Genomic DNA, 19,960 nt, shown 5'->3' with positions numbered 1-19,960 from the left:
CCGTGATCAAGCCCGACCTCGGCATCACCGTCCCCGACGAGCTCGGCTCGGTCCACTTCATCGGCATCGGCGGCTCGGGGATGAGCGGGATCGCGCGGCTGTTCCACCGCGCCGGTCACCGCGTCACCGGCTCCGACGTGCGCGAGTCGCACCCGATCGAGCAGCTCCGCGAGCTCGGCATCCCCGTCGCGATCGGGCACGACGCGGCCCACCTCGGCGACGCCGAGGCGGTCGTCGTCACCTCGGCGCTCTGGCCGGACAACCCCGAGTACCTGCTGGCGAAGGAGCGCGGCCTGCCCGTCCTGCACCGCTCGCAGGCGCTCGCCTGGCTGGTCCGCGGCAAGCGCCTCGTCGCCGTCGCGGGCGCGCACGGCAAGACCACCTCGACCGGCATGATCGTCACCGGTCTGCTCGGTCTCGACGCCGACCCGAGCTTCGTCAACGGCGGCATCATCGAGGGTCTCGGCACCTCCTCCGCGGCCGGCTCCGGCGAGGTCTTCGTCGTCGAGGCGGACGAGTCCGACGGCAGCTTCCTGCTCTACGACACCGCGGTGTCGCTGGTCACCAACGTCGACCCGGACCACCTCGACCACTACGGCTCGCTCGAGGCGTTCGAGGAGGCGTTCGTCACCTTCACCTCGAGTGCGCGCGAGCTGGTCGTGATCTCCTCCGACGACGCCGGCGCCGTCAGCGTGACCCGCCGCATCGACGGCCCGAAGGTCCTGACGTTCGGCGAGGCCGAGGGCTCGGACGTCCGCGTCGTCGACCTCGAGCTGGTCGGCCCGGTCGGCTTCACCGTCGAGTACGAGGGCCGCCGGTACACGACGCGGCTGCGCATCCCCGGCCGCCACAACGCGATCAACGCGGCCGGCGCCTTCGCCGTGCTCGTCGGTCTCGGCTTCGAGCCCGCGCCCGCACTCGCCGCGATCTCCGGGTTCGGCGGCACCGAGCGCCGCTTCGAGCTGCACGGCGCAGTGCGCGGCGTGAGCGTCTACGACGACTACGCGCACCACCCCACCGAGGTCGCCGCCGCCCTCTCGGCCGCGAGGACCGTCGTGGGCACCGGCCGGATCATCGCCGTGCACCAGCCGCACCTCTACAGCCGCACCCGGCTCTTCGCCCGCGAGTTCGCCGAGGCGCTGGAGCAGCACGCCGACGAGACCATCGTCCTCGACGTCTACGGCGCCCGCGAGGACCCGGAGCCCGGCGTCACCGGGGCGCTCGTCAGCGAGAGGTTCGCCGACCCGTCGCACGTCTCGTTCCTCGCCGACTGGCAGGACGCGGCCCGGCGCACCGCCGAGATCGCGCGCGAGGGCGACTTCGTGATCACGCTCGGCTGCGGCGACGTCTACCGGATCATCCCCCAGCTGCTCGAGTCGCTCGGCGCGAGCGAGGTCGCGCCGGTCGCACGATGAAGCGGCCGGACGGCGTGCGGCCGCCGAGTGGAGCGCGTCCCGCGCCCGCACGTCCGGTGGGTCCCGCGCCCGCGGATCCTCGTCCGGAGGATCGGCGTCCGTCCGGTGGCGACGAGCACCCCACCGAGCCGATCCGGCTCACGACGCCGTCGCCGCTGCGCGTGCCGTCCGCGCCCCGCAGCGCGGCCGGGAAGCTGCAGGCCGAGCGCCTGAAGGCGGAGAAGGCGGAGAAGGCGGCGAGGGCGGAGAAGGCCGAGAAGGCAGCGCCCTCGGTACCGGAGGCCTCGGCTCCGACGCCCGAGAAGGCGAGGCTCGAGAGAGCGAAGCCGGAAAGAACGACGCCCGAGAAGGCGAAGCCCGAGAGCGCCGAGCCCGCGAAGCCCCGTTCCGCCGGGGCCGCTGAGCCGGAGCGGACGCCACGCACCCCGTTCCGTCGCCTCGTGCTGCCCGGCTCGGAGGGCCGCGCCCTCGCGAAGGCAGGGCGGGAGCGCCGGCGCTTCGAGCGCGGCGAGGTCCGCCGCTTCACCCGTCGGGCCCGCCGCCGGCGCACGATCGCCCTCGTCACGGCCGGCTCGCTGGTCCTCCTCGCCCTGGTCGTCGCGGTCGCGGCGTACTCGCCGCTGATGGCCGTGAAGACGATCGAGATCACGGGCACGCAGCGCGTCAGCGCCCAGGACATCCAGAACTCGCTCTCGGACCAGGTCGGGGTGCCGCTCACGCTGGTGGACCGCGCCGCCGTCGGGCGCGTGCTCGGCAGCTACCCCCTGGTGCGGAGCTACTCCGTGCAGACGCGGCCGCCCAGCACCCTGATCGTCAGCGTCGTCGAGCGGACCCCTGTCGGCGTGATCGCCGACGGGGCCGAGTTCGACCTCGTCGACCCGGCGGGCGTCGTCATCGAGACCGCGCCGGCCGCCCAGGAGGGGTACCCGCTGCTCAGCACGCCGACCGGCTCGGCGTCCGGCGCCGCCTTCCGCACGACGGCGCGGGTGCTGCTGACCCTGCCGGAGTCGCTCGAGGGGCAGGTCGCCTCGGCCGCGGCGACCACGGGGGACGACGTCTCGCTGACGCTCACCGACGGCGCGGTCGTCTTCTGGGGCGGCTCGGACGACTCGGCCCTCAAGGCGGTCGTCCTCGAGAAGCTGATGGCGGCGACCGATCCGGCGACCGTCGCCTCCTACGACGTCTCCTCGCCCCAGGCCGCCGTCGTCGCCCGGCGATGAGCGGCGCGCCGGACGGATCCGCGCGGCTCTTTGCCGATTGCGGGCGTGTCTGGCGCGGGGCGGAGCGCACTCCGCCTACCGTCGACCCCACACCCCAAATGCATACTCAGCATAACTTTAAGCCTCAACTACAGGTTTAAGGTTCAGCCCGGAGGCCGGACACGTGACTTCAAACCAGAACTACCTCGCCGTGATCAAGGTCGTCGGCATCGGCGGTGGCGGCGTCAACGCCGTCAACCGCATGATCGAGCTCGGCCTCCGCGGCGTCGAGTTCATCGCGATCAACACCGACGCGCAGGCGCTCCTGCTCAGCGACGCGGACGTCAAGCTCGACGTCGGCCGCGAGCTGACCCGCGGACTCGGCGCGGGCGCCGACCCCGAGGTCGGCCGCCGCGCCGCCGAGGACCACGCGGAGGAGATCGAGGAGGTGCTCGCGGGCGCCGACATGGTCTTCGTCACCGCGGGCGAGGGCGGCGGCACCGGCACCGGCGGCGCGCCCGTCGTGGCGCGCATCGCCAAGTCGATCGGCGCGCTCACCATCGGTGTCGTCACGAAGCCCTTCGGCTTCGAGGGCCGGCGCCGCCAGACCCAGGCCGAGGCGGGTGTCGCGACCCTGAAGAACGAGGTCGACACCCTCATCGTCGTGCCGAACGACCGCCTGCTCGAGATCAGCGACCGCGGCATCTCGATGCTCGAGGCCTTCGCCACCGCCGACCAGGTCCTGCTCGCCGGTGTCCAGGGCATCACCGACCTGATCACCACGCCGGGTCTGATCAACCTCGACTTCGCCGACGTGAAGTCGGTCATGCAGGGCGCCGGCTCCGCGCTGATGGGCATCGGCTCCTCGCGCGGTGCGGACAGGGCGATCAAGGCGGCCGAGCTGGCCGTCGCGTCCCCGCTGCTCGAGGCGAGCATCGACGGCGCGCACGGCGTGCTGCTGTCCATCCAGGGCGGGTCGAACCTCGGCATCTTCGAGATCAACGACGCGGCGCGCCTGGTCCAGGAGGCGGTGCATCCCGAGGCGAACATCATCTTCGGTGCGGTCATCGACGACACCCTCGGCGACGAGGTGCGCGTGACCGTGATCGCGGCCGGCTTCGACGGCGGTGAGCCCGGCGCGACCGGCCCGGCCGCCGTCGCCCAGCCGCGCGCGCAGCAGAGCCTGCCCGCGGAGGCGTCGAGCGAGCCCGCGCCGGCCCCGGTCGCGGCTCCGTCCGCCGGGTCGATCTGGTCGAGCACGCCGGTCGCCGCGCCGGCTCCCGTCGCCGACCCGTCGTTCGACGACGACGAGAGCGACCTCGACATCCCCGACTTCCTCAAGTAGTCGCCGCCGTGGTGGATCGCGACCTGGCCGAGCGCTGGGCCTCGGTGACCGAGCAGGTCGCCGAGGCCGCGCGCTCGGCCGGCCGCGACCCCTCCGAGCTGACCACGATCGTGGTCACCAAGTACCACCCCGTCGCCCTCCTGCGCGATCTGCTCGAGCTCGGCGTCGCCGACTTCGGGGAGAACCGCCACCAGGAGGCGCAGGAGAAGTCGGCCGAGCTCGCCGGCACTCCGGCGCGCTGGCACTACATCGGCCAGCTGCAGAGCAAGAAGGCGCGGCAGGTGAGGCGCTACGCGAGCTCGATCCACTCGGTCGACCGGCTCGCGCTCGTCCCGCTGCTCGACACCGGCGTGCCGGAGCCCGGGCAGTCGCCGCTCGACGTCTTCCTGCAGGTGAACCTGACGGACGACCCCGACCGCGGGGGAGCGTCGCCCGACGAGGTCGAGCCGCTGGCGGAGGCCCTGGCCGCGGCTCGCGGGCTCGCCCTGCGCGGCGTGATGGCCGTCGCTCCGCTCGGCGAGGAGCCGCGCCCGGCCTTCGCGCGGCTGCGCGGGATCTCGGAGCGGGTGCGCTCGATCGACCCCGCGGCGAGCGCGATCTCGGCCGGCATGTCGAACGACTTCGCCGAGGCGATCGCGGAGGGTGCGACACACCTGCGAATCGGGTCGGCAATCACCGGCAATCGGCCCGCCCGCCCGTAGCCTCGTCGTGACCCAGCTGTGGGTGCGACGACAACACGGAGGACACTGATGGCCAACCCGCTGAAGAAGACGATGGTGTACCTCGGACTCGCCGACGAAGAGGTCGAGTACGAGCGTGCCGAGACCGTCGAGGCGGCTCCCGCGACAGCTCACCGCGCCCCGGTCTCCCCGGTGCAGCCGGTCCCGCCGGTCGAGCAGACCCCGCAGCAGCCCCGCGCGACGGTCACCCCGCTCCGCAAGCCCACCCCCCAGACCCCGAAGGCGACGGCACACGCTGAGATGAACGAGATCCTCACCGTCCACCCCAAGCAGTACCGCGACGCGCAGGTCATCGCGGAGAACTTCCGCGACGGCATCCCCGTCATCATCAACCTCTCGCAGATGAGCGACGCCGACGCGCGCCGCCTGATCGACTTCGCGAGCGGCCTCTCGCAGGGCCTCTACGGGCGCATCGAGCGCGTCACGAGCAAGGTCTTCCTCCTCTCCCCGTCGCACATCACGGTCGCGGGCGATTCGGCCTCCGCCGAGAGCGACGCCGATGCGTCGTTCTTCGCGAAGTCCTGATCCCGGGAGCCCTGTCGTTCGGTGAGCTCCGTCATCTCGCTCTTCGCGAGCGTCCTCTACTTCGTCCTCCTGCTGTACTTCTTCGCGATGTGGGCGCGCTTCGTGCTCGATCTCGTCCGGGTGATCCGTCGTGAATGGCGCCCCCGCGGCGTCGGACTCGTCGCTGCCGAGACGGTGTACACGGTCACGGACCCGCCGATCTCCTTCTTCCGCCGGGTGATCAAGCCGGTCTCGATCGGCCCGATCGCGCTGGACTTCGGCTGGAGTCTCACCATGCTCTGCGTGATCGTGGGCATGTACATCGCCACCTGGCTCCAGCGCGTCTGATCCCCGGCGGTGCGCGGGCCCCCGGCGGCCCCTGTATCGTTGGCGTCGATCGGACGTGCTCCGCTGTGCCCGCACTGCGCCGCGCGCTCCCAGTTGCTAGCTTTAGTCGTTGCTAGCTCCAGCCGAACGTTCTTGAACGTGTACCTACTTGAAATCGAAGGTGGAAAGCCATGGCGCTCACTCCCGAAGATGTTGTCAACAAGCGGTTCCAGCCGACCAAGTTCCGCGAGGGATACGACCAGGACGAGGTCGACGACTTCCTCGACGAGGTCGTCGTGGAGCTCCGCCGCCTGAACCAGGAGAACGAGGAGCTGCGCCAGCGCCTCTCCTCGGGCGACTCGCGGCCGATGGACGCCCCCGTGGCCTCCACTCCGGCTCCCGCTCCCGTGGTCGACGAGGCCCCCGAGCCCGAGGCCGAGCCCGAGCCCGAGCCGGAGCCCACCCCGGCTCCCGCACAGGCCGCTCCCGCCGCCTCGCAGTCGGCTCCGGTCGACGAGGCCGAGAGCTCCAGCGGACTCCTGCAGCTCGCGCGCCGTCTCCACGAGGAGCACGTCCGCGAGGGCGCCGAGAAGCGCGACGCGCTCGTCGCCGAGGGCCGTGCCACCGCCGCGCGCATCGTCGCCGAGGCCGAGGCCAAGCAGCGTGCCCAGGTCGCGAAGCTCGAGGAGGAGCGCGCGACGGTCGAGCACCGCATCGACGAGCTCCGCACCTTCGAGCGCGAGTACCGCCAGAAGCTGAAGAGCTACATCGAGGGCCAGCTCCGCGACCTCGACACCCAGCCGGTGTCGGCCGAGTCGTCCTCGTTCCCCGGCTTTGGGGCGTAGCACCACCGCAGCGAACGTCAGGCCGAGGGTGCTTGTCACCCTCGGCCTCGTTGCGCTCGCGGTGTTCGCGATCGACCAGACCGCGAAGCACCTCGTCAGCACCCGGCTCACCCTCGGCGAGGACGTCCACGTCCTCGGCGACGTGCTGATCCTGCACTACGTGAAGAACCCCGGGGCCGCGTTCTCGCTCGCGAGCGGCTCCACCTGGATCTTCTCGATCATCGCCGCGTGCGTGGTCGTGGCGGTGATCTGGTTCGCCCGGCGCATCCGCTCGACGGCCTGGGCGCTGTTCTTCGGCCTGCTGCTCGGCGGCACGCTCGGCAACCTGTTCGACCGCCTGTTCCGCGAGCCGTCGTTCGGCCTGGGCCACGTCGTCGACTTCCTCTACACGCCGTGGCTGCTGCCGGCGATCTACAACGTCGCCGACATCGCCATCTGCACGGCGATGGGGCTCTTCGTGGTCCTCAGCTTGCGCGGTGTGAACCTCGACGGCACGCGCACCTCGCGGAAGGCCGAGCAGGCCGCCGCGGAGGACAGGGACGACACCGAGGCCGTCGAGTCCGAGCCGCGCGGCGGCGCCTGATGGTGCAGTCGCGCTCGCTGCCCGTCCCCGACGGCCTGGCCGGTCTCCGCGCCGACGCCGCCGTGGGCAAGCTCCTCGGCTTCTCACGGACCTTCGCCGCCGAGGTCATCGACGCCGGCGGCGTCACGGCGGACGGCCGGGTGCTCGACAAGAGCGACCGCGTCGCCGCGGGTGCCTGGCTGAGCGTCGAGTGGAGCCCGCGCGAGGAGCCGCGCATCGTCCCGATCGCGGTCCCCGAGCTCGGCATCGTCCACGACGACGACGACATCGTGGTGATCGACAAGCCGGTCGGCGTCGCAGCGCACCCGGCCGTCGGCTGGGAGGGCCCCACCGTCCTCGGCGCGCTCGCCGCCGCCGGCTTCACGATCTCGACATCCGGCGCCGCCGAGCGCGCGGGCATCGTGCACCGCCTCGACGCCGGGACGAGCGGACTGATGGTCGTCGCGAAGTCCGAGCGCGCCTACACCCACCTCAAGCGCGCCTTCCACGACCGCCAGGTCGAGAAGATCTACCACGCCGTGGTCCAGGGGCACCCGGATCCGCTGACCGGCACGATCGACGCGCCGCTCGGACGCCACCCCTCCTCGGACTGGAAGTTCGCGATCCGCGCCGACGGCAAGCCGTCGGTCACGCACTACGAGACGATCGAGGCGTTCCCGTTCGCCTCGCTCCTCGAGATCCGTCTGGAGACGGGCCGCACCCACCAGATCCGCGTGCACATGGCCGCGCAGCGCCACCCCTGCGTGGGCGACGCGATGTACGGAGCCGACCCCACGCTCTCCAAGCGCCTCGGCCTCACCCGGCAGTGGCTCGACGCCGTCCGGCTGGCCTTCGCGCACCCGGGGACGGGGGAGTGGGTGCAGTTCGAGGCGACCTATCCCGACGACCTCGCGCACGCGCTGGGCGTCCTCCGCGGGGAGTGACGCGGGTAGACTTTCGGTCTCCCTGCCCGCAGTCCGTCGGAGGCGCATCCTTTGCCGAGTAACGATTCCTTCGTCCACCTGCACGTGCACAGCGAGTACTCGATGCTCGACGGTGCCGCCCGGGTCAAGCCGCTGATCGACGCGGCGGTGGAGGAGGGTATGCCGGCGATCGCCGTCACCGACCACGGGAACGTGTTCGGCGCCTTCGACTTCTGGCGCACCGCGACCGCGGCCGGGATCAAGCCGATCATCGGCACCGAGGCCTACATCACCCCCGGCACGCACCGCTCGGACAAGACCCGGATCCGCTGGGGCGACGGCGGCGGCGACGACGTGTCCGGCTCCGGCGCCTACACGCACATGACGCTGCTGAGCTCGACGACGACCGGCATGCACAACCTCTTCCGGCTCTCCTCGCGCGCCTCGATCGAGGGCTACTACTTCAAGCCCCGGATGGACCGCGAGATCCTCGCCGAGCACTCCGAGGGGCTCATCGCGACCACCGGCTGCCCGAGCGGCGAGGTGCAGACGCGCCTGCGCCTCGGGCAGTACAAGGAGGCGCGGCAGGCGGCGGCCGACTACCGCGACATCTTCGGCAAGGAGAACTACTTCGCCGAGATCATGGACCACGGCCTCGAGATCGAGCGCCGCGTCATCGGCGACGTGATCCGGCTCGCGAAGGACCTCGACCTGCCGCTGGTGGCCACGAACGACCTGCACTACACCCACGCGCACGACGCCACCTCGCACGCGGCGCTGCTCTGCGTGCAGTCCGGCACCACGCTCGACGACCCCAAGCGCTTCAAGTTCGACGCGGACGAGTTCTACCTCAAGTCGCCGCGCGAGATGCGCCAGGTCTTCCGCGACCACCCCGAGGCCTGCGACAACACGCTGCTGATCGCCGAGCGCTGCGACGTGCAGTTCGACACGTCCGCGAACTACATGCCGCGCTTCCCCGTCCCCGAGGGCGAGACCGAGGACAGCTGGTTCGTCAAGGAGGTCGAGGCCGGGCTGAACGAGCGCTACCCGGACGGCGTCTCGCAGGAGGTGCGCGACCGCGCCGACTACGAGACCCGCGTCATCCTGCAGATGGGCTTCCCGGGCTACTTCCTCGTCGTCGCCGACTTCATCAACTGGTCCAAGCGCAACGGCATCCGCGTCGGCCCGGGTCGCGGCTCCGGAGCCGGCTCGATGGCCGCCTACGCGATGAAGATCACCGACCTCGACCCGCTGCGCCACGGCCTGATCTTCGAGCGCTTCCTCAACCCGGACCGCGTCTCGATGCCCGACTTCGACGTCGACTTCGACGATCGTCGCCGCGGCGAGGTCATCCGCTACGTCACCGACAAGTACGGCGACGAGCGCGTCGCGCAGATCGTCACCTACGGCACGATCAAGGCGAAGCAGGCGCTCAAGGACGCCTCCCGCGTGCTCGGCTTCCCGTTCGGGATGGGCGAGAAGCTCACCAAGGCGATGCCGCCCGCGATCATGGGCAAGGACATCCCCCTGACCGGGATCAACGACCCGGAGCACCCGCGCTACAAGGAGGCGCTCGACGTCCGGAACGTCATCGCCGAGGACCCGCAGGCGAAGCTCGTCTTCGAGACGGCGCTCGGCCTCGAGAACCTCAAGCGGCAGTGGGGCGTGCACGCCGCGGGCGTGATCATGTCGAGCGATCCGCTCAAGGACATCATCCCGATCATGAAGCGGGAGCAGGACGGCCAGATCGTCACGCAGTTCGACTACCCCGCCTGCGAGTCGCTCGGCCTGATCAAGATGGACTTCCTGGGGCTGCGGAACCTCACCATCATCGACGACGCCCTCGACAACATCCGCGCCAACCGCGGCGAGGACCTCGTCCTCGAGGACCTCGAGCTCGACGACCCCGCCGCCTACGAGCTGCTGGCGCGCGGCGACACCCTCGGCGTCTTCCAGCTCGACGGCGGGCCGATGCGCGGGCTGCTGCGCCTGATGAAGCCCGACAACTTCGAGGACATCTCGGCGGTCCTCGCGCTCTACCGGCCGGGCCCGATGGGCGCCGACTCGCACACCAACTACGCGCTGCGCAAGAACGGCGTGCAGGAGATCACCCCGATCCACCCGGAGCTCGAGGAGCCGCTCGCCGAGGTGCTCGGCGGCACCTACGGACTGATCGTCTACCAGGAGCAGGTGATGTCGATCGCGCAGAAGCTCGCGGGCTTCACGCTCGCGCAGGCCGACCTGCTCCGCCGCGCGATGGGCAAGAAGAAGAAGTCCGAGCTGGACAAGCAGTTCGAGGGCTTCTCCGGCGGCATGAACGCGAACGGCTACTCGATGGCCGCGGTGAAGACCCTCTGGGACATCCTGCTGCCCTTCTCCGACTACGCGTTCAACAAGGCGCACTCGGCCGCCTACGGCGTCATCTCCTACTGGACCGCGTACCTCAAGGCGCACTACCCCGCCGAGTACATGGCCGCGCTGCTCACCAGCGTCGGCGACTCCAAGGACAAGATGGCCGCCTACCTCAACGAGTGCCGGCGGATGGGCATCAAGGTGCTTCCGCCGGACGTGAACGAGTCGATCGGCTTCTTCACCGCCGTCGGCACCGACATCCGCTTCGGCCTCGGCGCCGTGCGCAACGTCGGGACCAACGTGGTCGAGGGCATCCGCGTCTCGCGGGAGGAGAAGGGGCGCTTCGAGTCGTTCCACGACTTCCTGCGCAAGGTGCCGCTCCCGGTGGCGAACAAGCGCACCATCGAGTCGCTGATCAAGGCGGGCGCGTTCGACTCGCTCGGCTCGACCCGGCGCGCGCTCGTCGAGGTGCACGAGGACGCGGTCGAGGCCGCCGTCGGCGAGAAGCGCAACGAGGCCAACGGCCAGGTCGGCTTCGACTTCGACAGCCTCTGGGACGAGCCGCAGGCCGCGATCCAGGTGCCGACCCGGCCGGAGTGGGCCAAGCGGGACAAGCTCGCCTTCGAGCGCGACATGCTCGGCCTCTACGTCTCCGACCACCCGCTCGCCGGGCTCGAGACGGAGCTGGCCAAGCACTACAGCACGACGATCGCCGACCTGCTGGTCTCGGAGTCGATCGGCGACGGCGAGACGGTGGTCGTCGCCGGACTCGTCACGAGCGTGCAGCACCGGATGGCGAAGGCGTCGGGCAACCAGTACGGGATGATCCAGGTCGAGGACTTCGGCGGCGAGATCACCTGCATGTTCATGGGCAAGGCGTACCAGGAGTTCGCCCCGGCGCTGACGAACGACTCCATCGTCGTCGTGCGCGGCCGCGTCAGCATGCGCGACGACGGCATGAACCTGCACGCGTTCAGCCTCTTCGCCCCCGAGATGAGCCAGGACGGCGACTCCGGCCCGCTCACGGTCTCGATGCCGGAGTCGCGCGCGACCACCGACACGGTCTCGCAGCTCAGCGACGTGCTCATCCGCCACTCCGGTCGCACCGAGGTCCGCCTCAAGCTGATCAAGGGCGACACGGCCCGCGTCTTCGAGGTGCCGTTCCCGGTCCGGATCACCCCGGACCTGTTCGGCGAGCTGAAGAGCCTGCTCGGCCCCAACTGCCTCTACTGAGCCTTCGTGCGAGCCGGTCGCTGCCCGGCTCGCCGCGGTCGGCTCGTGCGGGTGGTCGCGTTCTGCAGAGCGTCCTGCGTTCGGCTGCGGCGATCCGCCGGCACGCGGATCGCCGGTTCGCCTCGGGCCGCGCGCAGTGCATGCTGGTCGAGTAGCCGCGCAGCGGCGCATCGAGACCCGGCGACGGATCGAGTCCCCGCGGTCGGCGGCGCGGGAGGCGCCCGCGGGGGAGCGCGCGAGTGCGGCCGGTAGGCTGGGGCGGCCATGATTCAGACTCTCGATCTGCGGGGGCGGCGCCCGTCCGCCGCCGAGCTCCTCGCCCTCGTTCCGCGCAACCCCGGCACCTCCGCCTCCGTCGGACCCGTCGTCGCCGAGCTGATCGCCGACGTCCGCGCGCGCGGCGCCGAGGCGCTGCTCGACCAGGCCGAGCGCCTCGACGGCGTCCGCCCGCCGCACCTGCGCGTCCCCGCCGAGGACATCGCCGCCGCGGTCCGCGACCTCGACCCCGCGATCCGCGCGGCCCTCGAGGAGGCGATCGTCCGCGTCCGCAAGGCCAGCGCCGCGCAGATCCCGCCGGCCCGCACGACCGTTCTCGACGACGGCGCCACCGTGACCCAGCGCTGGCAGCCCGTCGGCCGCGCGGGCCTCTACGTCCCCGGCGGCAAGGCCGTCTACCCCTCGAGCGTGATCATGAACGCCGTGCCCGCCCAGGCCGCCGGCGTCGGCTCCGTCGCGATCGCCTCGCCGCCGCAGAAGGCGTTCGGCGGCTCCGTGCACCCGACGATCCTCGCCGCCGCCGGACTCCTCGGCGTCGACGAGGTGTACGCGATGGGCGGGGCCGGTGCGGTCGCCGCCCTCGCCTACGGCGTCGACTCCCTCGGCCTCGATCCCGTCAGCATCATCACCGGCCCCGGCAACGTCTGGGTCACCACCGCCAAGCGCCAGGTGCTCGGCCAGGTCGGCATCGACTCCGAGGCCGGACCGACCGAGATCCTCGTCATCGCGGACTCCACCGCCGACCCCCGCCTGATCGCCGCCGACCTGGTCAGCCAGGCCGAGCACGACGAGGCCGCCTCCGCCGTCCTCGTCACCGACGACCCGGCCCTCGCCGAGGCCGTCGAGCGCGAGATCGCCGAGCAGGCCGCGCGCACCCACCACTCCGAGCGGGTGGGCATCGCCCTCGCCGGCCCGCAGTCGGCGCTCGTGATCGTCGACGACCTCGAGATCGCCTGCGCCTTCAGCGACGCCTACGGTCCCGAGCACCTCGAGCTGCACACCGTCGATCCCGAGGTGACCGCCGAGCGGATCCACGACGCCGGCGCCGTCTTCCTCGGCCCGACGACGCCGGTCAGCCTCGGCGACTACCTCGCCGGCTCGAACCACGTGCTGCCGACCCTCGGGCAGGCGCGCTTCTCCTCCGGGCTCGGCGCGCACACCTTCCTCCGCCCGCAGCAGCTCGTCTCCTACGACCGCGCCGCCCTGCAGCGGGTCGCCCCGCACATCCGCGCGCTGAGCGACGCCGAGGCGCTGCCCGCGCACGGCGACGCCGTCGACGCCCGCTTCGCCTGACCTCGAGAGGCACCCGAGATGTTCTGCCCCTTCTGCCGTCACCCCGACTCCCGCGTCATCGACTCGCGCACCAGCGACGACGGCCTCTCCATCCGCCGCCGCCGCCAGTGCCCGTCCTGCGGCCGCCGCTTCTCCACCACCGAGACCGCGAGCCTCGTCGTGATCAAGCGCAGCGGAGTGGTCGAGCCCTTCAGCCGCGAGAAGATCGTCAGCGGTGTCCGGAAGGCCTGCCAGGGCCGCCCGGTCACCGACACCGATCTCGCCGTGCTCGCCCAGCGGGTGGAGGAGAACCTCCGCTCCACCGGCGCCTCGCAGATCGACGCGAACGACATCGGACTCGCGATCCTCCTGCCGCTGCGCGAGCTGGACGAGGTCGCCTACCTGCGCTTCGCGAGCGTCTACCAGGCGTTCGACTCGCTCGACGACTTCGAGTCGGCGATCGCGCTGCTGCGCGCCGAGCGCCCCGCCGCCCTGCACACCGCCGACGAGCTGTGAGCGCCGCCGTGTACCCGCTGCTGTTCTCCACCGTGCTCAAGCGCCTCGATCCCGAGCGCGCCCACCACCTCGCCTTCCCGGTCATCCAGGCGCTCGGGCCCGTGGGCCCGCTGGTCCGCCGGCTGACCGTGCCGCGCGCCGACCTCTCGGTCGAGGCGCTCGGCCTGCGCTTCGCCACCCCGTTCGGCGTCGCCGCCGGCTTCGACAAGGACGCGACCGCCGTGCTCGGCCTCGGCGCGCTCGGCTTCGGCCACGTCGAGGTCGGCACGCTCACCGCTCGCGCCCAGCCCGGCAACGACCGCCCGCGGCTCTTCCGGCTGATCGCCGACCGCGCGCTGATCAACCGGATGGGCTTCAACAACCGCGGCGCCCGCGCGGCGGCCGGGCGTCTCGCCCGCCTCCGCGGCGCACGCGGACGCCCCGTCATCGGCGTCAACATCGGCAAGAGCCGGGTGGTCGACGTCGACGACGCCGTCGAGGACTACCTCATCAGCGCGCGGATGCTCGCGCCGCTCGCCGACTACCTCGTCGTCAACGTCAGCTCGCCGAACACCCCGGGCCTGCGCGGCCTGCAGGAGATCGACAAGCTCGAGCCGCTGCTCGCCGCGGTCGCGGAGGCGGCGGACACGACTCCGCTGCTCGTCAAGATCGCGCCGGACCTCTCGGACGACGAGGTGGTCCGCGTCGCGGAGCTCGCCGTGCGCCTGGGCCTCGCGGGCGTCATCGCGACGAACACGACGCTCTCCCGCGAGGGCCTGCGCACCGAGCGGGCCGTCGTCGAGCGCGCGGGAGCCGGCGGCCTGTCCGGCGCTCCGCTCGCCGTGCGCGCGCTCGAGGTGCTGCGGGTCATCCGCGGCGTCGTGCCCGCGGAGTTCTGCGTGATCTCCGTCGGGGGAGTGGACACCGCCGAGGACGTGCAGGAGCGCCTCGACGCCGGCGCCACCCTGGTGCAGGGCTACTCGGCGTTCGTCTTCCGCGGTCCCCTCTGGGGCCGGCAGATCAACCGCGGCCTCGCGCGGCTGCGCTCGGCGTAGCGGCCGGGTCCGTAGCGGGTGCGGTTCCGCGCCCGACGCGGCCCGCGCCGATCGGCTCAGGCCCGGGACGACGAGGTCAGGCCGGGAACGCCCCGCGCTTGACCTGCGGCTTCGGGAGGCGCATCACGCGCAGCTGGAGGGCGCGCATCGCGGCGTACCACGGGATGCCCTTCTCGACCTTGTCGGCGCCGCCGAAGCGCTCGGCGAGCTTCTTCTTCAGGCGACGGCCGAGCAGGACGCAGTCGAGAACGGCGAGCAGGAAGAACGCCCACAGCACGATCAGCGTGAGCGAGGCGAGCTCGGGCTGCGGGAAGAAGCTGATCAGCAGGACGACGACCATCACCGGGATGAGGAACTCGCCGAAGCTGAAGCGCGCGTCCACGTAGTCGCGGACGTACTTGCGCTGCGGGCCCTTGTCGCGCACCGGCAGGTAGCGCTGGTCGCCGGCGGCCATGCCCACACGGGCCTGCTCGCGCAGCTCCGCGGTCTTCACGCGGGCGTCGCGCGCGGCCTGCTTGCGGTCGGTGACGACCAGCGGACGCTTGCGGGCGAGCTCCTGCTCGCGGCGCGTCGGGGTCGGTCGGCCCTTCCCGACGGCCGTCACGTCGGCGTCGTCGGGGGTGTCGGGTGCGATCGGGTGCTTGGCCACAGGGGAACGTCCTTGGAATCGAGGGTCTCTTAAGATTACCTCCATGGCTCACGACGCTCCGACTCCGTCCTCCACCCTGCCCGCCGACGAGGAGGCGGTCCTCGCCGCCGTGCTCGACGACCTGCCCCGCTCGCTCGCCGAGCTGGGGCGCCTCGTCCGGATCCCCTCCGTCTCCTGGGACGGCTTCGACGCCACCCGCGTCGCCGCCAGCGCCGAGGCGATCGCCGAGCTCGCCCGCGAGACCGGCGTCTTCGACGACGTCTCGATCCGCAGCTCCACGATCGGAGACTCGGACCGGCTCGGCCAGCCCGCCGTCCTCGCGACGCGGGCCGCCCGCAACGGAGCGCCCACCGTGCTGCTCTACGCCCACCACGACGTGCAGCCGCAGGGCGCCGAGGAGGTGTGGGAGACGCCGCCGTTCGAGCCGACCGTGCGCGGCGACCGCCTGTACGGCCGCGGTGCCGCCGACGACAAGGCCGGCGTGGTCTCGCACCTCGCGGCCGTGCGCGCCCTGCGCCGCGTGGCGGGCGACGACCACGACCTCGGCCTCGTGCTCTTCATCGAGGGCGAGGAGGAGTTCGGCTCCCGCTCGTTCCCCACCTTCCTCCGCGAGCACCACGACGCGCTGCGGGCCGACGTGATCGTCGTCGCCGACAGCGACAACTGGGACGTCGACACCCCGTCGCTCACCGTCGGGCTGCGCGGCAACGTCACCCTGACCCTCACCGTGCGCACCCTCGACCACGCGTCGCACTCGGGCATGCTCGGCGGCGCGGTCCCCGACGCGATGCTCGCGACGATCCGCCTGCTCGACACGCTCTGGAACGAGGACGGCTCGGTCGCCGTCGCGGGGCTCACGGAGCACGACGGGGCGGTCCCCGAGACCACCGAGGACGACCTGCGCCGCGACGCGGGCCTCCTCGACGGCGTCTCGCCGATCGGCTCCGGGCCGTTCCTCTCCCGCATCTGGTCGAAGCCGTCGATCACCGTCACCGGCATCGATGCGCCGAGCGTCGTGGACGCCTCCAACACCCTGAGCGCCTCCGTGCGGGTCAAGATCAGCGCGCGGATCGCGCCCGGGCAGGAGGCGCCCGAGGGCTTCGCCGCGCTCGAGCGGCACCTGCGGGCACACGCCCCGTTCGGCGCCCACCTCGAGATCGCCGACGTCGACACGGGGGAGCCCTTCCTCGTCGACACCTCGGGCTGGGCCGTCGGCCTGGTCGAGCAGGCGATGGCGGACGCGTGGGGCCGCGCGCCGCTGGAGACCGGTGTCGGCGGCAGCATCCCCTTCATCGCCGATCTCGTCCGCGAGTTCCCGACGGCGCAGATCCTGGTCACCGGTGTCGAGGACCCCGACTCGCGCGCCCACAGCCCGAACGAGTCGCTGCACCTGGGGGTCTTCAAGCGCGCGGCGCAGACGGAGGCGCTGTTCCTGCTGCGCGCGGCCGGGCACCGCGCCTGAGCGATTCGGAATAGCCCGGCCCGCATCCGGGTTGCCACCGTAGAATCGTCGGACGCACGCCGACCGATCCCGTCCTGCGCGTTATCGCCCATCCCACCGAGGAGTGACATGTCCGACACGACACTGACCGCCAGCACGACCACCGCGGCGCACGGCGTCTCGATGACCCCCGTCGCCGCCGCCAAGGTGAAGAGCCTCCTCGAGCAGGAGGGCCGCGACGACCTGCGCCTGCGCGTCGCCGTGCAGCCCGGCGGCTGCTCCGGCCTGATCTACCAGCTCTACTTCGACGAGCGCACGCTGGACGGCGACGCCGCGGTCGAGTTCGAGGGCGTCGGCCTCGTCGTCGACAAGATGAGCGTCCCCTACCTCGACGGCGCCTCGATCGACTTCGAGGACACCATCCAGAAGCAGGGCTTCACCATCGACAACCCCAACGCCGGCGGCAGCTGCGCCTGCGGCGACAGCTTCCACTGATCGTCCGCGGCGACACGCCGCACGGCCCGCTCGAACGGCGCCCGACACCCCGCTCCGGCGGGCGGTCGGGCGCCGTTCGTCGTCGCAGCACCACTTCGGCGCGAGGTCAAGAGCGGGTGCCGGTGCACTCCCTGCCGACGACGGCGGGTAGGCTAGGGCCGGTCTAATACAGTTTCGTGTGAACTGGTCCCCAGTCTTCCGAAAGGTCACCGGTGCGCTTCAATCGCCGTCTCCGCCGATGGGTCGCAGTACCCGTCGCAGGAGCTCTCGCCCTCGTCCTCGCGGGCTGCACGCAGGAGCAGCTGCAGGGCTGGCTCCCCACCGAACCCGGCACGACGAACCACGTCGACCGGGTCATCGGACTCTGGGTCACCTCCTGGATCGTCCTCCTCGCCGTGGGTGTCATCACCTGGGGCCTGACGATCTGGGCGGTCGTCGTCTACCGCCGCCGGAAGGGCCAGACCGGCCTGCCGGTGCAGCTGCGCTACAACATGCCGATCGAGATCTTCTACACGATCGTGCCGCTGATCCTCGTGATCGGCTTCTTCGCCTTCACCGCGCGCGACCAGGCCGCCATCGAGCAGGCCTACGACGACCCGGACGAGACCATCCAGGTGTACGGCAAGCAGTGGGCGTGGGACTTCAACTACGTCGACGAGGACGTCTACTCGGCAGGCATCCAGGGCCAGTACGAGGACAGCGCCGACGGCGTCGGCTCGCTGGTCGAGTCCGAGGTCCCGACGCTCTACCTGCCGGTGAACCAGAAGATCAAGATCCAGCTCGACGCGCGCGACGTCATCCACTCCTTCTGGGTCGTCGACTTCCTCTACAAGAAGGACATGATCCCCGGCAAGACGAACTACATGTACGTCACGCCGCTCAAGGAGGGGACCTACGCCGGCAAGTGCGCCGAGCTCTGCGGCGAGTACCACTCCGCGATGCTCTTCAACGTGAAGGTCGTCTCGCAGGGCGAGTACGACGACTACATCCAGTCGCTGCGCGACGCGGGCCAGACCGGCCAGCTCGGCGCCGAGTACGACCGCAACAGCAACCTGCCCGGCACCGGCGCGCCGGCCCGAACCGAGAACGAGGAGTAGAGGGAGCATGAGCACCGCCACCGCACCCGCCCCGTCCCGCGCATTCGGCACACCGCCGGTCGAGCGCAAGGCGAACGTCCTCGTTCGCTGGATGACGTCCACCGACCACAAGGTCATCGGGTACATGTACCTGATCACCTCGTTCATCTACTTCTGCATCGCGGGCGTGATGGCCCTGGTCATCCGCGCCCAGCTCTTCGAGCCCGGCCTCGCCGTGGTCGAGACCCGCGAGCAGTACAACCAGCTCTTCACGATGCACGGCACGATCATGCTGCTGATGTTCGCGACGCCGCTCTTCGCGGGCTTCGCCAACGTCCTGATGCCGCTGCAGATCGGCGCCCCCGACGTCGCGTTCCCGCGGCTCAACGCGTTCGCCTACTGGCTCTACAGCTTCGGCTCGCTGATCGCGGTCGCCGGCTTCATCACCCCGCAGGGCGCCGCGTCGTTCGGCTGGTTCGCCTACGCGCCACTCTCGAGCACCACGTTCTCGCCAGGGCTCGGCGGGAATCTCTGGGTGTTCGGCCTCGCACTCTCGGGCTTCGGCACGATCCTCGGCGCGGTGAACTTCATCACGACGATCATCACGATGCGCGCCCCCGGCATGACGATGTTCCGCATGCCGATCTTCACCTGGAACATCCTGGTGACGTCGATCCTCGTGCTGCTGGCCTTCCCGGTCCTCGCGGCGGCGATGTTCGCCCTCGGTGCCGACCGCGTGTTCGATGCCCACATCTACGACGCGGCCAACGGCGGCGTGCTGCTCTGGCAGCACCTCTTCTGGTTCTTCGGCCACCCCGAGGTGTACATCATCGCGCTGCCGTTCTTCGGCATCGTCTCCGAGGTCTTCCCGGTGTTCAGCCGCAAGCCGATCTTCGGCTACAAGACGCTGATCTACGCGACCATCGCCATCGCGGCCCTCTCGGTCACGGTGTGGGCGCACCACATGTACGTCACCGGCTCGGTGCTGCTGCCGTTCTTCTCGCTGATGACGATGCTCATCGCGGTCCCGACCGGCGTGAAGATCTTCAACTGGATCGGCACCATGTGGCGCGGATCCGTGACGTTCGAGACCCCGATGATCTGGGCGATCGGCTTCCTGATCACCTTCACCTTCGGTGGACTCACCGGCGTCATCCTCGCGTCGCCGCCGCTCGACTTCCACGTGTCCGACTCGTACTTCGTCGTCGCGCACTTCCACTACGTCGTGTTCGGCACCGTCGTGTTCGCGATGTTCTCGGGCTTCTACTTCTGGTGGCCCAAGTGGACCGGCAAGATGCTGAACGAGACGCTGGGCAAGTGGCACTTCTGGCTGCTGTTCATCGGCTTCCACACCACCTTCCTCATCCAGCACTGGCTCGGCGTCGTGGGCATGCCCCGCCGCTACGCGAGCTACCTGCCCGAGGACGGCTTCACCTGGATGAACCAGCTGTCGACGGTCGGTGCGATGATCCTCGCCGTCTCGTTGATCCCGTTCTTCCTGAACGTGTACATCACGGCCCGCAAGGCGCCGAAGGTCACCGTCAACGACCCGTGGGGCTTCTCGCGGTCGCTCGAGTGGGCGACCTCCTGCCCGCCGCCCCGGCACAACTTCACCTCCATCCCGCGCATCCGCAGCGAGGCTCCGGCCTTCGACCTCAACCACCCCGAGGCCGGCATCCCCGTCGGCATCGGCCCGGCGAAGGACGCTCCGGACGCCCCCACGTACGACAAGTCCGAAGGCACGGTGAAGTAGGGC

The 19,960-nt window shown here is 71.0% G+C and carries 18 protein-coding genes; 17 read left to right on the top strand and 1 reads right to left on the bottom strand.

Annotated features, from left to right (window positions below):
- Nucleotides 1–2: 2 nt before the first annotated feature.
- The 13 genes from murC (at nucleotide 3) to GTU73_RS12615 (ending at nucleotide 14,543) form a co-directional block, all read left to right on the top strand.
- Entirely contained in the window at nucleotides 3–1,415 is a 1,413-nt protein-coding gene (gene murC / locus GTU73_RS12675; protein WP_160089991.1) for a UDP-N-acetylmuramate--L-alanine ligase, read from the top strand.
- A 161-nt stretch (nucleotides 1,416–1,576) separates the two neighbouring features.
- Nucleotides 1,577–2,635, top strand: coding sequence for an FtsQ-type POTRA domain-containing protein (locus GTU73_RS12670; RefSeq protein ID WP_160089989.1), 1,059 nt, complete (start codon nucleotides 1,577–1,579; stop codon nucleotides 2,633–2,635).
- Nucleotides 2,636–2,798: 163 nt separating this feature from the next.
- Complete coding sequence (gene ftsZ, locus GTU73_RS12665) at nucleotides 2,799–3,959, top strand: cell division protein FtsZ (RefSeq protein WP_160089987.1); 1,161 nt, start codon at nucleotides 2,799–2,801, stop codon at nucleotides 3,957–3,959.
- Nucleotides 3,960–3,967: 8 nt separating this feature from the next.
- The gene (locus GTU73_RS12660; RefSeq protein ID WP_244231627.1) at nucleotides 3,968–4,660 is read left to right on the top strand and encodes a YggS family pyridoxal phosphate-dependent enzyme; all 693 of its coding nucleotides are present in this window, start codon (nucleotides 3,968–3,970) and stop codon (nucleotides 4,658–4,660) included.
- A 48-nt stretch (nucleotides 4,661–4,708) separates the two neighbouring features.
- Nucleotides 4,709–5,224, top strand: coding sequence for a cell division protein SepF (gene sepF / locus GTU73_RS12655; protein WP_160089985.1), 516 nt, complete (start codon nucleotides 4,709–4,711; stop codon nucleotides 5,222–5,224).
- 21 nt (nucleotides 5,225–5,245) lie between these two features.
- Nucleotides 5,246–5,551 (top strand): YggT family protein, encoded by a 306-nt coding sequence (locus tag GTU73_RS12650; protein ID WP_279630795.1) that lies wholly within the window; start codon nucleotides 5,246–5,248, stop codon nucleotides 5,549–5,551.
- 170 nt (nucleotides 5,552–5,721) lie between these two features.
- A complete protein-coding gene (locus GTU73_RS12645) occupies nucleotides 5,722–6,375 on the top strand; it encodes a DivIVA domain-containing protein (protein ID WP_160089983.1) in 654 nt (217 codons plus the stop codon).
- Nucleotides 6,376–6,403: 28 nt separating this feature from the next.
- Nucleotides 6,404–6,958, top strand: coding sequence for a signal peptidase II (gene lspA, locus GTU73_RS12640; protein WP_160089981.1), 555 nt, complete (start codon nucleotides 6,404–6,406; stop codon nucleotides 6,956–6,958).
- Between the two features lie 2 nt (nucleotides 6,959–6,960).
- Nucleotides 6,961–7,881, top strand: coding sequence for an RluA family pseudouridine synthase (locus GTU73_RS12635; RefSeq protein WP_160091362.1), 921 nt, complete (start codon nucleotides 6,961–6,963; stop codon nucleotides 7,879–7,881).
- A 51-nt stretch (nucleotides 7,882–7,932) separates the two neighbouring features.
- Complete coding sequence (gene dnaE / locus GTU73_RS12630; protein WP_160089979.1) at nucleotides 7,933–11,445, top strand: DNA polymerase III subunit alpha; 3,513 nt, start codon at nucleotides 7,933–7,935, stop codon at nucleotides 11,443–11,445.
- A 264-nt stretch (nucleotides 11,446–11,709) separates the two neighbouring features.
- Entirely contained in the window at nucleotides 11,710–13,014 is a 1,305-nt protein-coding gene (gene hisD, locus GTU73_RS12625; protein WP_160089977.1) for a histidinol dehydrogenase, read from the top strand.
- A gap of 18 nt (nucleotides 13,015–13,032) precedes the next feature.
- Nucleotides 13,033–13,509, top strand: a complete 477-nt coding sequence (gene nrdR / locus GTU73_RS12620; protein WP_160089975.1) for a transcriptional regulator NrdR — start codon at nucleotides 13,033–13,035, stop codon at nucleotides 13,507–13,509.
- A gap of 8 nt (nucleotides 13,510–13,517) precedes the next feature.
- Nucleotides 13,518–14,543, top strand: a complete 1,026-nt coding sequence (locus GTU73_RS12615) for a quinone-dependent dihydroorotate dehydrogenase (RefSeq protein WP_160091361.1) — start codon at nucleotides 13,518–13,520, stop codon at nucleotides 14,541–14,543.
- 76 nt (nucleotides 14,544–14,619) lie between these two features.
- Here GTU73_RS12615 and GTU73_RS12610 read toward each other — a convergent pair whose 3' ends face one another.
- Nucleotides 14,620–15,192: a DUF3043 domain-containing protein gene (locus GTU73_RS12610; protein WP_244231626.1), complete on the bottom strand. Its 573-nt coding sequence runs from the start codon at nucleotides 15,190–15,192 to the stop codon at nucleotides 14,620–14,622.
- Between the two features lie 43 nt (nucleotides 15,193–15,235).
- Here GTU73_RS12610 and GTU73_RS12605 point away from each other — a divergent pair, with 43 nt between their 5' ends.
- The 4 genes from GTU73_RS12605 (at nucleotide 15,236) to ctaD (ending at nucleotide 19,957) form a co-directional block, all read left to right on the top strand.
- A complete protein-coding gene (locus tag GTU73_RS12605) occupies nucleotides 15,236–16,654 on the top strand; it encodes a dipeptidase (RefSeq protein ID WP_160089971.1) in 1,419 nt (472 codons plus the stop codon).
- Nucleotides 16,655–16,762: 108 nt separating this feature from the next.
- Nucleotides 16,763–17,128 (top strand): iron-sulfur cluster insertion protein ErpA, encoded by a 366-nt coding sequence (gene erpA, locus GTU73_RS12600; protein WP_123446151.1) that lies wholly within the window; start codon nucleotides 16,763–16,765, stop codon nucleotides 17,126–17,128.
- A 212-nt stretch (nucleotides 17,129–17,340) separates the two neighbouring features.
- Nucleotides 17,341–18,225, top strand: a complete 885-nt coding sequence (gene coxB, locus GTU73_RS12595) for a cytochrome c oxidase subunit II (RefSeq protein ID WP_160089969.1) — start codon at nucleotides 17,341–17,343, stop codon at nucleotides 18,223–18,225.
- Between the two features lie 7 nt (nucleotides 18,226–18,232).
- Complete coding sequence (gene ctaD, locus GTU73_RS12590) at nucleotides 18,233–19,957, top strand: cytochrome c oxidase subunit I (protein WP_160089967.1); 1,725 nt, start codon at nucleotides 18,233–18,235, stop codon at nucleotides 19,955–19,957.
- The last annotated feature ends 3 nt before the right edge of the window (nucleotides 19,958–19,960 follow it).

Origin of the sequence: Rathayibacter sp. VKM Ac-2804 (genome assembly GCF_009866655.1) — a bacterium.
In the GTDB taxonomy this organism is placed as follows: Bacteria; Actinomycetota; Actinomycetes; order Actinomycetales; family Microbacteriaceae; genus Rathayibacter.
The sequence above is the reverse complement of the archived record's forward strand: the minus strand, read 5'-3'. Positions and strand labels throughout refer to the sequence as shown.